We start from the raw sequence: 12,435 nt of genomic DNA, 5'->3' as shown, positions 1-12,435 counted from the left end.
GTCGGGTGCGGTGCCGGGGCCGCCATCGGCCCGCGGCGTTCGGTGTCGAGATGGGGTGGGGGATCAGGGCGCGGTCGCGGCGCTGTGGTGCAGGAGCGCGGGGTGCTCGCTCGGTGCGGGATGCGCGGTGACGGGATGCCCGGTCGGGGCTGGATGCTCGTGGGGTGGGGCATCTGCACGAGGACCGGGATCCGAGAGCTGCGCGGGATCCCCGCCCGTCCGGCGCAGGAGCTCGGCGATCGACTGCGGGGCGCGGATCGTGGAGAACCTCACGCGCCCGTCCTCGTCGATCCGCGCCCCGTACACGCCGGGTTCGAGCAGCGAGTTGTAGGAGAACGGCGTCGAGAAGTAGTAGGCGCCCGTGTCGAGCAGCGTGACGAGGTCCCCGGGGACGAGGGGCGGCAGCTCGCGGTCGGTCGCGATGAGGTCTCCGGCGAAGCAGCAGGGTCCGGCGACGTCCTGCCGGATCGTCTCACCCGCCTTGTGGCGGCCGTCGGGATGGTGCGCGACGACGCGGATCGGCCAGGCCTCGGGCATGAAGACGGTGCGGGTCGCGAGCTGTGCCCCGGCGTGGGTCACGGCGATGGGCCTCCCGCCGGCGCTCTTCGTGTACTCGACGTGCGCGGCGATGAAGCCGTGCTTCGCGGTGACCGCGCGGCCGAACTCCGTGATGACCGTGTAGCGGCCGTCGAACAGCTCGGGCAGTGCGTCGCGCAGCTGTGCGAAGTAGGCGCCCCAGGGCGACATCGCCGCTGCGTCGGAGGAGAAGTCGACGGGGAGGCCGCCCCCGATGTCCACGGCGCGGATCTGGCGCCTGCCCGCCTGCGCGTCGACCTCGGCGGCGAAGTCGAGCACCTCGCGCAGTCCCGCGGCGACGAGCTCCGGGGGGCAGCCCTGCGAGCCGATGTGGGCGTGCACGGCGGTGAGCCAGGGGTGGCTGCGATACCAGGCGAGCAGGCGCTCACGGTTGCCCGGGTCGCGGAGCGGGACGCCGAACTTGGTGGTGGCGCCGGCGGTGCTCATCGCCGCGATGCCGCCGAGGCCCACCTGGGGGTTCAGGCGCACCCCGATCCGGGAGGGGGAGGGATGCTCGGCGAGAATCGCGGCGATCCGCTCCAGCTCCTGGAAGTTGTCGGCGTTGACGGTGGCGCCGAGGCGCAGTGCGTGGCGCAGCTCGCGCATCGTCTTCGCGGGCGAGTCGAAGACGATGCGCTCGGCGGGAAAGCCGGCCGCTTCGGCCTGGGCGAGCTCGCCGAGGCTCGCCACCTCGCATCCCATGCCCTGCTCGCGGAGGAACCCGAGGACGGGGACGAGGCAGTTCGCCTTCGCGGCGAAGGCGTGCAGCGCGTCGGCGTGCGGGGCCTCCCGCGCGAACCCCTGGTGCAGCGCCGCGACGTTCGCGGCGACGGCGCCGAGGTCGAGGAACGCGGCGACGGGTTCCCGGTCCCGGTCGACCAGTCCCTCCGCGATCGCGGCTCGCAGGATCAGCTCGCGGCGTCCGGCGAGGTCCAGCTCGGTCATCGTGTTCCTTTCGTCTCGGCGTCGTCGAGGCTGGCGCGTGCGCCTCGCGCGTTGCGTGCCCGGAGTCGGCGGCCTCGAACCCAGTTCATCGCCGGACGCGCGGTCCCCGCATCGTCGGCGAGGCCCAAGCGGACCCCTGGTCCGGTGGGATCCGCACAGCACGGGGCCGAGCGCAGCCGCGACTGTGCGATCCAACGAGGCCGCCCGCCGAACCCTGTGCACCCCCCCCTTGACGACCCGCCCCGCCCGTTCCCCGCGGGCACGCGGCGGGACGTCCGGGTGCCCGCCGGGCGTCGACACGCCGATCCGGGCGCTGTCGTCCCGCTCCCGGCGGGCGAGCTCGCTCACCCGCCATCGAGCGCCGCGAGCCGGCACTGCGACGAATCGGACGCTCCCCGGGCACTCCCGAGCCCCGGGCCGGCCTGGCCTGGTCCGCCGGGCAGCCCGGCGGGCGCTATGCGGCGTCGTCCTCGGCGGGGGCGGCGCGGACGGCGCGGCGGTCGGCGATGAGGGTGTCGCGCACGCGGCGGCGCAGCACCTTGCCGATGAGCGACTTCGGCAGCTCCTCCCAGACGAGATAGCTGGAGGGGCGCTTGTACTCGGCCAGGTGCTCGCGCGCGATCTCGCGGGCCGCATCCTGGTCGAACTCGGCGCCCTCCTCCAGGATCACGACCGCCGTCACCACCTCGGCCCCGCCGCCGCGCGGCACGCCCACCACGGCGCACTCGGCGACGCCGGGCACCCGGGTGACGACCTGCTCCACCTCGGTGGGCGCCACGTTGAAGCCGCCCGTGATGATGAGCTCCTTCTTACGGTCGACGACGGTGACGAAGCCGTCCTCGTCCTGCACCACCAGGTCTCCGGTGCGCAGCCAGCCCCCGTCCAGAAGCGTCGCCGCGGTCTCCTCGGGCCGGTTCCAGTAGCCCTGGAACACCTGCGGGCCCTTGATGAGCAGCTCGCCCGCCTCGCCGAGCGGCAACTCGCGGCTGGGCTCGTTCGGATCGACGACTCGGATGTCGGTCGAGGGGAACGGCAGGCCGATGGCCCCGATCCTGCGCGCGTCGTTGAAGGGGTTCGCGAGGGCCACCGGGCTCGTCTCGGTGAGGCCGTAACCCTCGTTGAGCATGCTGCCGGCGAGCTCCTCCCAGCGCTGCACCACGGCCGGGGTGAGCGTCATCGCGCCCGAGATCGCGTAGACGACGCCGCTCAGGTCGAGCTTGCCGTCGCGGGCGACGCGTGACAGCCGGTCGAACATGGGCGGAACGGCCGGGACGAAGGTCGGGGGGAACTTCTTCGCCGCCTCGCTGACGAGCTCCGGATCGAAGGTGGGGAAGAGCACGGCGCGGGATCCGGTCTCCACCGAGTAGATCACCGAGAGCAGCAGGCCGAAGGAGTGGAACATCGGGAGCAGGCCGTAGATGCTGCCCTCGCCGCGGGTGAACTCGGGCATCCAGGCCGCGCCCTGCCGCGCGTTCGCCCACAGGTTCGCGTGGGTGATCATCGCGCCCTTCGGGGTGCCGGTCGTGCCGGAGGTGTACTGCAGGCAGGCCAGGTCCCCGGCATCCGGGCGCGGGTGGCCGGCCGGGAGCGGGGCGTGGCGTTCGAGCTGCGCGAAGGGGATCGTGCCGGGCGCGGGCGCCGTGAGCTTTGCGCGGGCTTCGCGGGCCTGCCGGAGCGGCAGCTTCAGTTTCAGGCGCATGGAGAGCGGCATGGCGCGGGTGATGTCGACGGAGACGACGGTGCGGATCCCGAGCTCGGCGGGAAGCGAGCGGATCGTGGGCGCGACCTTGTCCCAGGCGATCACGGTCCGGGCGCCGTGGTCGCGGAACTGCACCTCGAGCTCGTCGCGCGTGTAGAGCGGGTTGTGCTCCACGACGACCGCGCCGAGGCGCAGCACCGCGTAGAAGGCGACGATGTGCTGAGGCGCGTTCGGCATGACGAGGGCGACGCGGTCGCCCGCACCGACCCCGAGCTCACTGAGCGCGGCGGCGACTCGCGAAACGCGATCCCCCAGCTCGCGATAGCTGACGGTGGCGCCGAAGAAGCTGATCGCGTCGCGATCCCGCCACTGGGAGACCCGCTCGTCGAGCAGATCGATGAGCGAACCGGTGACCGGCTCGATGTCGACGGGAGTGCCCGGCGCGTAGAAGCGGTTCCAGGCCCGGCTGCGGTTCATCTCCATGCACCCAGGATAGTGACAGGCGCCGCACGGCCCCTCGCGAGGCTCGTGCGGCGCCCGGGCACCGGCGGCGCGCTCGCCGCCGCCGGTGCCCCTGCGCACCCGGGCCGTTTCTGCGTCGTGCGCGGTCGGGCCTGCGTTCGGGTCTCAGCCGAGCGCGACGGCGATCTCGTTGGGGGCGTGGGCGAGCTCGGCCGTGGCGACGGTCTCGCCGGTGGTGAGGTCGACGGCGTGCACGGCCTTCGCCGCCGGCTCGGTGACGTAGGCGATGTCGCCGTTCACGGTGATCGCGGGGTGCGGATCCTGCCAGTCGGCGGGGCCCTCCCAGGGGGCGATGACCTCGGTGGCGTCGACGAGCTCTCCGGTCTCCGGGTCGAGGGTGTGGATCCTGCCGTCGGTCGAGAGGATGTAGGCGAGGTCGCCGGGCCCGCGCGCGATGTCGCGGAAGGTGTAGCGCACCTCCTCGGGGAGCCGCACCACCTCGAAGCTCTGGGCTTCGGTGTCGATCAGGGTGACGGCGTTCAGCAGGTATCCCTCGGCGTCCGGGTCGTCCTTGTAGTCGCCCACGACGATCGGGCTGCCCTCGCTGACGAAGGCGTTCCCCATGCGGCCGTACGCATCGGGTGCCGTGAGCTTCGTGAACTCGCCGTCGGCGTAGAGCAGCGCGCCGTCCTCGCAGCCGAAGACCACGGTCTCACCGGCTGCGGTGCCCTCGCCGTGGATGCCGGGGCAGTCGGCGTTCACGGCCTCCTCGTGCCAGTGGTCGTCGTGGGCGTGGAGGGCGGCCGCACCGCTGCGCGCGTTCTCGTCGCCCACGGTGGTCAGCAGCGTGCCGTCCTCCAGCACGATCGAGACGCCGTGGTGCGCGGCCTCGGCCGTGTACACCGCGGTCTCGGGCAGGGCGTCGTAGCCGGCGGAGAACGCGTCGGTGTCGGCGATGGTGGTGGTGCCGGTGCCGTCGTCGAAGAGCACGGTCTTGCCGCCGTGGCGCACGACGTGACCGGCGGCGCCCGCCTCGAAGACGAGTCCGGTCAGCTCGGGTGCGGCGGTGTCGAGCAGCTGGAAGCCGGCGGAGGTGGTGACCGCGATGGTGCGGCCGTCTCCCCAGGCGTTGAGCCGGGTGAACTCCTCCGTGGCGACTTCGCCGAGCGGTTCCAGGGTCTTCGGGTCGAGGACGGCGATGCCGCCGGCGTAGGCGACGGCCACGCGCCCCTTGGGGGACGCTGATCCGGTTCCGGATCCGGCTCCTGCCGCCTCACCGCCGCCGGGACTCGCGCAGGCGGTCGCCAGCAGCGAGAAGGAGGCGAGGGCGGCCGCCGCCGCGGCCGCTCGTGCGTGTCGTTTCATGGTTTCCCTTTCTGGTGGCCTCATCGGCTGAGGCCGTCGGTGACGCGCTCGGTGTTGGCGCGCATCATGGTCAGGTAGCTGTCGGCGCCCTCTCCGGGTTCGGTCAGCGATTCGGTGAAGAGCTCGACGACGTCCACGCGCACGCCTGCCTCGCTCGCGAGCACCTGCACGAGCCGATCGGGCTGCGAGGACTCGGCGAAGATGGCGGGCACCCCGGCTTCCTCGATCGCGGCCGCGAGCTCGCTGAGCTCGGCCGCGCTGGGCGAGGCGAGCGTCGTGCCGCCGGGGATGACGGCGCCGATCAGCCTGAAGTCGTAGCGCTCGGCGAGATAGCCGAAGACGTGGTGGTTGGTGACGAGCGCGCGGCGGTCCTCGGGGATCGTGGCGAAGGCCTCGGCCATCTCGCGGTCGAGCGCCGAGAGTTCGCCGCGGTACGCCTCGGCGTTCGCGCGTACGGCGGCGGCGTCGACGCCGGGGACCCGGACCAGCTCCGCCTCGACGGCGTCCACCACGGCGATCATCTGCTGCGGGTCCGTCCAGAAGTGCGGGTCGGGCGCGCCGGCGGCGTCGGCCGAGGAGTAGTCGAGCACCCGCACGTGGTCTCCCGCGACGACCGCGGTCGCGTCTCCGTCGAGTGCGCGATCGAGATGCTGCTGGAGGCCCTCCTCCAGGCCGAGCCCGTTGGAGACGATGAGCTCGGCGTCGTCGAGCAGCGCCGCCTCCTGCGCGGAGATCTCGAAGGAGTGCGGATCGGCGTTCGGCCGCATGAGCGTGGTCACCTCGGCCTCGTCCCCGGCGATCTGCTCGACGACGTCCCCGAGGATGTTGGTGGTGACGACCACCTGCGGTGCGGAGCCGGACCCGCTGCTGCCGTCTGCCGGGCTTCCGGTGGCGCAGGCCGTGAGGCCCGCGGCGAGGAGCGCGGCGCCCGCCGCGAGGAGCGCGCGGTGCCGGGCGTGGCGGCGGGCCTGCGGGTGCCCGCGGCGCGGCGCGGCGGGGCTCGGTGCCTGCGTCATCGGCCGACCTCCGCGACGAAGCGGGGCTCGGTGGGGGTTTCGAGGGTGCGTGCGACGCGCACCTCACCCGCGTAGGCGATCTCGTGGACGACGCCCGCGACGGGGTCGCTGAGGTAGGCCCGCTGTCCGTCGACGGTGAGGGAGACCCCGGCGGGCGGCTCTGATCCCGGATCCTCCGCCTCCTCCGTGCCGCCCGCGCCGGCCGCGCCTGGCGTTCCGCCGAGCAGCGGCTCGGTCGCCCCCGTCTCGGCACCGCTCTCCGCGAGGAAGACGCGCACGCGTCCCTCCGCGTCGAGCGCGACGACGTGGCCTTCGGCGTCGTCGACGGCGGCCACGCGCAGGAGCGGCACGGCACTCGGCACGTGCGTCAAGGCCCTGGCGCGGGTGTCGAGCAGCCAGAAGCCGCCCGCGGGCGTTGATGCTCCGGACGCCGCTCCGGATCCCGAGCCGGCCGGCGAGTCGCCGCCCGCGAGCGCCGCGACCGTGGGCCTTCCCTTGCGTCCCTCGAAGTCGCGGGCGCGCTCCGCAGGTGCCCCGGCGGGGGTGGGGATGAGTTCGAGCACGGGATCCTCGCCGTCCGCGACGGCGAGCACGGCGCCCTCGGCGCAGCTCACGGCCAGGCCGACCCGGGTGACGATGGCGCCGGCGGGATCGGTGCAGGCGATGCGCGCATCGAGGGGCGCGCCGTCGCGGTTCAGGGCGGTGAGCTCGCCGTCGACGCCGAGCAGCGCGCCGTCGCCGAGCGGGGCGAGCAGGCCGTGGTCCGCTCCGGTGCCGAGGCGGAAGCGCTCCTCGACGCGCCCTTCGGAGAGGGCGCGGTTGTCGAGCAGCACCGCCTCGCCGCTTGCGCCGAAGAAGAGTCCCGTGCCGCCGGCGGTCGAGAGCGGGCCCGTGGTCACGGTCGCGACGCCGGAGCCGGGCACCGTGCCGAGCAGGCGCGGTTCTGCGCGGTAGTAGTGGAAGTGGTCGACGTGGTCCCAGGTCCAGCGGCCCGAGTCGGCGATCGCGAGGCCGGTGGCCGTGGAGACGAAGGCGTAACGGCCGTCGCTCACGAGGGCGATCGGCGTGGCGCCGGCGCCGGACGTACCAGGGGCGTCGATGGTGCCGAGCGTGCTCGTGGTGCCGTCGAGCAGGTCGAGCAGGCCGACGCTGCCGGCGGCGTCGACGGACAGCAGCGCGAGCGGCGCCTCGGCGGTCTCGGCGGCGCCTGCGATCGCGCCGTGGCCGTCCGGTGCGCCGGAGTCGGCCGCTCCCGGCGACTCGGAGGACCGCGCCCCGCCGCCGCTCGCCTCGGTCGCGGCGGGTCCTCCGCACCCGGCGAGCCCCAGCACGGCGAGCACCGCCGTGAACCCGAGCAGTCTCCTGCGTGACATCATGCGTTCCTTTCCGTGGCCGCCTGCGCGGCGGCGGTGAGTGGCCGAGGCGGTGTGTCCTCGCTGAGCCCCTCCGCTGCGCCCGCTGCGCCCGCGGCGGTTGCTGCGCCCGCGGCGGTTCCGGACTCGGCGGGCCGGCGCGGGCCGCGCGGAGCGGCGTGGGCGGTGACGGCGCGGGCGACCGCGCGGGCGGCGGCGCGGGCGGCGGCGCGGGCTGCGGAGGAGAGCGCCGCGAACAGGATGGCGGCCGCCGAGATCGAGGCGCCGGCCGCGGTGCCCCAGTGCCAGGACGCGAGCAGGCCGCTGATCACGGCTGCGATGCCGACGAGCACCGCCCCGATCATGGTCGCGGGGATGCGGCTCGTCCACGCCTTGGCGGCGACGGCCGGGGCGAGCAGCAGGCCGACGACGAGCAGCGTGCCCACCGCCTGGAAGGAGGCGACGACCGCGAGGGTCACGAGTCCGGTGAGCACGAGGTGCGCGAGCTGCGGGCGCAGTCCGAGGGTGTGCGCGATGCGCGGGTCGAAGGCCGCCGCGACGAAGCTGCGGTGGAAGACGGCGGCGAGCAGCAGCGTTGCGATGAGGGCGACGGCGAGGGCTGCGAGGTCGGTGGTGCGGATGGCGAGGATGTCGCCGAAGAGCAGCGCGGTCGCGTCGGTGGCGAAGCTGCGCGAGTGGGACACGATGATCACGCCGAGGGAGAGCATGGCGACGAAGAGCAGGCCGATGCTGGTGTCGTAGGAGAGGCGGCCGCGGCGCTGGAGCACGCCGATGGCGGCGCTCATCACGGCTGCGCTGATCGCGGCTCCGGCGAGCACGGGGGCGCCGAGCACGGTGGCGAGCGCGACGCCGGGCAGCATGGCGTGCCCGATGGCCTCGCCGAGGAATGCCATGCCGCGGATCACGACCCAGGTGCCGACGACGCCGCAGATCGCGGCGACGAGGGCGCCGCCAAGGAGGGCGCGCAGCACGAAGTCGGCGGAGAGCGGTGAGAGCAGTGCGGTCACGTCGGACCACTCTAATCAAAAACGATAATGATTATCAACTGCTAGGGTGGCTCGGGTGAAGGACACTCTGCAATCGGGATCGGGATCGGGATCGGGATCGGGATCGGGATCGGGATCGGGATCGGGATCGGGATCGGGATCGGGATCGGGATCGGGATCGGGATCGGGGACTCTGTGTGGGCCGGGGTCCGCGTCCGCGTCGTGGCCGCGGGCCGGACGGGTGCCCGGGCCGAGCCCCGGCCACGGAGGCGCGGAGCCGCTGCTGCTCGCCGAGGGCCTGCGTTTCGCCTACGGGGGGACCGAGGTGCTCGCGGGCGTCGACGTCGAGGCGCGCGCGGGCGAGGTCACCGCGATCGTCGGGCCGAACGGCTCGGGGAAGTCGACGCTGCTGGAGCTCCTCGCGGGCGTGCTCCGTCCGCGCGCGGGGGTCGTCAGCCGGCGGGGGCGGCTCGCGCTCGTCGTGCAGCGGCCCAGTGCGCCCGCGACGCTGCCGCTCACGGCGCGCGAGGTCGTCGCGCTCGGCGTCCGCCGGGGCGAGAGGGAGGCGGGCGGCTCCGGCGGCGCTGGGCGGCTCGCCGTCCTGCGGCGCGGCGAGCGCCGTGCGGCCGCGCGGGCCGCGGTGACCGAGGCGCTCGAACGGGTGGAGCTCGCGGAGCGGGCGGCGGAGCCGCTGGCGGCGCTCTCGGGAGGGCAGCGGCAGCGCGTCTTCCTCGCGCAGGGCATCGTGGGCCGCCCCGGGCTGCTGCTCTGCGACGAGCCGGGGGCCGGGCTCGACGAGCGCAGCGCCGACCGTGCCCGGGCCATCCTCCGGGAGGAGGCGGCGCGCGGCGCCGCCGTGATCTGCGTCACCCACGACGACCGCGCCATCGCGGAGGCCGACCGCGTGCTGCGCCTCGCCCCGCCCGCACCGCATTGAGGCTCCTGCGCGCGACGATCCCGCTTGGCGTCCGCGCCGCCGCGGGCGCCGGCGACCCGGCCCCGCGGCGCTCCCGCTACAGCTCGGTGCGGTAGGGCCAGCCCGTGTAGGCCTCCGCGAGGTAGCGGCGGCCCGCCTCGCTGCCGACGACCATGCTCAGTTCGCCGCGCTGGCGCAGCCGGTCGAAGTCGCTCGCCTCGGGGGAGAGGTGCAGCATGCTGGTCATCCACCAGGAGAAGTGCTGCGACTTCCAGATGCGCTCCGACGCGGCCTCCGCGTAGGCGTCCAGGCCGCGCGAGCTGCCGCGCAGCAGCAGCTCCTGCAGCGCCTGGTTCAGCAGGATCACGTCGCCGAGGGCGAGGTTCATGCCCTTCGCGCCCGTGGGCGGGACGGTGTGCGCGGCGTCACCGACGAGGGCGGCTCGCCCGCGCCGCAGCTCGTGCGAGACGAAGCTGCGGAAGCGCAGCACGTCGCGCTGGAAGATCGGCCCCTCCTTGAGCTCGACGCCGGGGGTGCGCGCCTGCAGCGCGTCCCAGATCTCGGCCTCGCTCATTGCGTTCGGGTCCGCCTCGGGGTCGCACTGGAAGTACATGCGCTGCACGGTCTCCGAGCGCTGGCTGATGAGCGCGAAGCCGTTCGGCGAGTTGCTGTAGATCAGCTCCTGCGAGCTCTTCGGCGCCTCGCACAGGATCCCGAACCAGGCGAAGGGGTACTCGCGGAAGTAGCCGCCCTCGCGGGAGGGGCCGGTGACGGCGGGGCGCACGACGCTGCGCGAGCCGTCAGCGCCGACGAGGAACTCCGCCTCGATCTCGAAGGGCTCGCCCGCCGCGGTGGTGCCGCTCACGCGGGGACGATCCGAGTCGACGCCCTCGACGGCCGTGACGGTGGCGCCGAAGCGCAGATCCTGGCCGGCGGCGAGGCGCGCCGCGATGAGGTCGATGAGCGCCTCGTGCTGCGGGTAGAGCCAGACGCTGCGGCCGGTCAGGCCGGGGAAGTCGATGCGGTGCCGCTCGGGCGCCTCCTCCGAGCCGAAGAGCAGCTCGATGCCGTCGTGGCGTTCGCCCACGGTGTGCACCCGGCTCGTGGCGCCGATCCCGGCGAGCAGGTCGACGGCGCCCTGTTCGAGGATGCCGGCCTTGATGGTGCCCTCGATGTCTTCGCGCGTACGCTGGTCGAGCACGATGCTCTCGATGCCGGCCTGCTCGAGCAGGTGCGAGAGGACGAGTCCGGCGGGTCCGGCGCCGACGATGGCGACGCGGGTGCGTTCGGCGGTCATGGGGGCTCCTTCTTCGTTGAGAGTGTCCACGCACCAGTGTGCGGAGCGGCGGCGCGCAATCGGCAGGATTTCCCATTCAATGGGGGTCGATGGCCCGGACTGCCGTGCGCTCAGACGCGGGTGGCGCGCAGCTCTTCCTCGATCCGCACCGCGGCGTCGCTCAGGGCGCGCACGGCCGCAGCCGGGTCGCTCGCCCGCGGGAGCACCACGGAGAGCGCGGCGATCACGGACCCCGCGTCCCGGATCGGCACGGCGACCCCCGTCGAGACGCCCTCCACGGAGCCGGGCGCGACGACGTGGCCCGAGCGGCGGATGCCGGCGAGCACCCGGCGCAGGAGCTGCGGATCGGTGATGGTGCCGGGGCCGAGCGAGCGCAGCGGCGCTGCCAGCACCCGCTCCCGCAGCCCGGGATCCGCGTGTGCGAGCAGCACGAGGCCCGAGGAGGAGGCGTGCAGCGGCAGGCGCCCCGCCACCCGCGTGATGTTGGCGCCGGCGTCGGGGTGGGAGAGCCGCTCCAGGAACAGTGCCTCCTCCTGTTCGAGCACGGCGAGCTGGGTGTGCTCGCGGATCGCGGACTGCACGCGCTCCATGTGGGGCAGCGCGGCCTGCCGCAGGCGCAGCGCCGTCGAGCCGCGCAGCGCCAGCTCCCAGAGGTGCATGCCGAGGCGCACCCGCTGTTCCTCGTCCCGCTCCAGGATCCCGCTCGCCACGAGCTCCTCGACGAGACGATGTGCGGTCGATGACGGCAGCTGCGCGCGGCGCCCGATCTCGCTGGCCGTCTGCACGGTCCGCTCCGCGGAGAAGGTCTCGAGCACGCGCACCACGCGCTCGATCACCGATTCGCCGCTCCGGGAGTTCGCCATGCACTCAGCATGCCACGGGGCCCGCGCCGGCCGCGGCCGGTGGCCCGGGGCCGCGGGGCGCGCCGGGCCGGGCCTCCTCCCGCGGTCCCGCCGTGCCACGAAGATCACGAATCTGCACCGTGCCGATTTCCTGCTTGACAAGGAATCCGTTGTGGCTCACGATAATTGATAAACCAAATGGTTTGGTTTTAATCCCGAGGGATCACCCGAGTCGACGAGGAATCAGGTGAAGACGATGCACGCACCCGCCGCAGCCCCCGCAGCGCCAGCCCTGGAGCACGCCTGCACCATCGTCGCCGAGGTCGCCCCCGGCCTGCCCGTCGAACGACGGGGCGCGGACATGCTCGAGATCATCCCCATCACGGGCGGCACGGTCACGGGACGCATCTCGGGCCGCGTCGAGCCCGGCGGCGCCGACTGGTGCCGTGAGCGCGCCGACGGGGCGTACGAGGTCGAGGCGAGGTACTGGTTCCGCACCGACAGCGGCTCCGTCGTCGACGTGGTCAACGTCGGCCGCATCGCCCCGGGCGCCCCGGGCGAGCGGCATGGTCTCTTCATGAGCACCCCGCAGTTCCGCACCCTCGACCCCGAACTCCAGTGGCTCACTCAGCGCGTCTTCGTCGGGCGGGCCGAGGCCTTCGGCACCCACACCACGATCGACGTCTTCGAAGTCGTGTCCTGACCCCGAACCCGCCCCCAGCCGGTGCTGGGGGCGGGTTCGGGCTTGTCCCTTATATCCATCTTACTCATCCGACGCTGGCCAGTCTCTTAATCTCTTCGGCCGCCGCCGCCGTCAATAAAAACATAACTCCACTTATTCGTCATGACTGTTCCTGAAGCTACGGCAGGACGATCTATACTGTGGTTGTTACAGCTGCTGTCTCTACCTCGTCATCGTATTTTTTTTTTTTAGCTCACCCGCCACCCCCGGAATCCA

At 73.4% G+C, this 12,435-nt stretch carries 10 protein-coding genes; 2 read left to right on the top strand and 8 right to left on the bottom strand.

Features of this window, described 5'->3' with window-relative positions; all coding sequences use genetic code 11:
- Positions 1–63: 63 nt before the first annotated feature.
- From B4915_RS00175 to aztB, 6 genes are all read right to left on the bottom strand, one after another.
- Positions 64–1,521, bottom strand: a complete 1,458-nt coding sequence (locus B4915_RS00175) for a type III PLP-dependent enzyme domain-containing protein (RefSeq protein ID WP_105803874.1) — start codon at positions 1,519–1,521, stop codon at positions 64–66.
- Between the two features lie 454 nt (positions 1,522–1,975).
- Positions 1,976–3,703 carry a long-chain-fatty-acid--CoA ligase gene (locus tag B4915_RS00170; RefSeq protein WP_105803873.1) on the bottom strand — a complete coding sequence of 576 codons (1,728 nt, stop codon included), beginning with the start codon at positions 3,701–3,703 and terminating at the stop codon, positions 1,976–1,978.
- Between the two features lie 144 nt (positions 3,704–3,847).
- Positions 3,848–5,047, bottom strand: coding sequence for a zinc metallochaperone AztD (gene aztD / locus B4915_RS00165; protein WP_105803872.1), 1,200 nt, complete (start codon positions 5,045–5,047; stop codon positions 3,848–3,850).
- Positions 5,048–5,067: 20 nt separating this feature from the next.
- The gene (gene aztC / locus B4915_RS00160; RefSeq protein ID WP_105803871.1) at positions 5,068–6,063 is read right to left on the bottom strand and encodes a zinc ABC transporter substrate-binding protein AztC; all 996 of its coding nucleotides are present in this window, start codon (positions 6,061–6,063) and stop codon (positions 5,068–5,070) included.
- Positions 6,060–7,436: an ABC transporter gene (locus B4915_RS00155; protein WP_105803870.1), complete on the bottom strand. Its 1,377-nt coding sequence runs from the start codon at positions 7,434–7,436 to the stop codon at positions 6,060–6,062. The genes aztC and B4915_RS00155 overlap by 4 nt, the downstream gene beginning before the upstream one ends.
- Positions 7,436–8,443, bottom strand: coding sequence for a zinc ABC transporter permease AztB (gene aztB, locus B4915_RS00150; RefSeq protein ID WP_105803869.1), 1,008 nt, complete (start codon positions 8,441–8,443; stop codon positions 7,436–7,438). Before aztB ends, B4915_RS00155 begins: the two co-directional genes overlap by 1 nt.
- A 55-nt stretch (positions 8,444–8,498) precedes the next feature.
- Here aztB and B4915_RS00145 point away from each other — a divergent pair, with 55 nt between their 5' ends.
- Complete coding sequence (locus B4915_RS00145; RefSeq protein ID WP_245907259.1) at positions 8,499–9,359, top strand: metal ABC transporter ATP-binding protein; 861 nt, start codon at positions 8,499–8,501, stop codon at positions 9,357–9,359.
- Positions 9,360–9,435: 76 nt separating this feature from the next.
- Here B4915_RS00145 and B4915_RS00140 read toward each other — a convergent pair whose 3' ends face one another.
- Both B4915_RS00140 and B4915_RS00135 read right to left on the bottom strand, forming a co-directional pair.
- Positions 9,436–10,635, bottom strand: coding sequence for a 4-hydroxybenzoate 3-monooxygenase (locus B4915_RS00140; protein ID WP_105803868.1), 1,200 nt, complete (start codon positions 10,633–10,635; stop codon positions 9,436–9,438).
- 110 nt (positions 10,636–10,745) lie between these two features.
- Complete coding sequence (locus B4915_RS00135; protein WP_105803867.1) at positions 10,746–11,498, bottom strand: IclR family transcriptional regulator; 753 nt, start codon at positions 11,496–11,498, stop codon at positions 10,746–10,748.
- 235 nt (positions 11,499–11,733) lie between these two features.
- Between B4915_RS00135 and B4915_RS00130 the strand changes: the two genes are divergently transcribed.
- Entirely contained in the window at positions 11,734–12,180 is a 447-nt protein-coding gene (locus tag B4915_RS00130) for a DUF3237 family protein (RefSeq protein WP_245907260.1), read from the top strand.
- Positions 12,181–12,435: the final 255 nt, after the last annotated feature.

Origin of the sequence: Leucobacter massiliensis (genome assembly GCF_002982315.1) — a bacterium.
In the GTDB taxonomy this organism is placed as follows: domain Bacteria; phylum Actinomycetota; class Actinomycetes; order Actinomycetales; family Microbacteriaceae; genus Leucobacter; species Leucobacter massiliensis.
This window is presented reverse-complemented; position numbering and strand designations above follow the sequence as displayed.